The organism is Streptomyces calidiresistens (assembly GCF_014141525.1).
GTDB classification, from domain to species: domain Bacteria; phylum Actinomycetota; class Actinomycetes; order Streptomycetales; family Streptomycetaceae; genus Streptomyces; species Streptomyces calidiresistens.
In genome coordinates, this window is the sequence record NZ_VKHS01001536.1 from 1 (window position 1) to 494 (window position 494).

Here is a 494-nt window from a genome sequence, read left to right on the forward strand (position 1 = left end):
GGGCGGGGACAGGCGGGTGGTGATGTGGATCATCGGTGCTTCTCCTCGGGTGTCGGTGCGGAAGGGGTCAGGCGTAGGAGCGTTCGTACGGGGCCAGGCGCGCACAGCGGGGGCAGACCGGCAGGACGATGCCGGAGGAGTCGGGTTCCTCTTCCATGGCGTCGGTCGGCCAGCGACGGTTGCACTCCGCGCAGGGGGCGCGTTCCTCCGGGGCGAGTTCCAGGTGGTGCCGGCCGGGCTCGCTCGCCGGCCAGTGCCGGCCGGTGATCTTCTGTTCCTTGGTGGCGCCACCGCGTTTGGTGGCGAGAACGGTGGTGGCTCCGGTGGTGGCCACGGAGGCGAGCACGTCGTCGTCGACGAGCAGGGTCCACGTCCGGCCCGTTTTGCTGTAGCGGGCGACGCCGGGTCGCAGGTGCGCGGGTGTGTCGGGCACTGGTGTCCTTCCGGGGTGCCAGGGGCTGTCTCTTATACACGGTTGCGGCTGCCGACGAAAC

Annotated in this window: 1 protein-coding gene; it reads right to left on the minus strand. The window is 70.4% G+C overall.

What is annotated here, in order from left to right; translation table 11 throughout:
• Positions 1-67: 67 nt before the first annotated feature.
• The coding region (locus FOE67_RS28185) for a hypothetical protein (protein ID WP_228474385.1) at positions 68-494 on the minus strand (427 nt) is incomplete at its 5' end.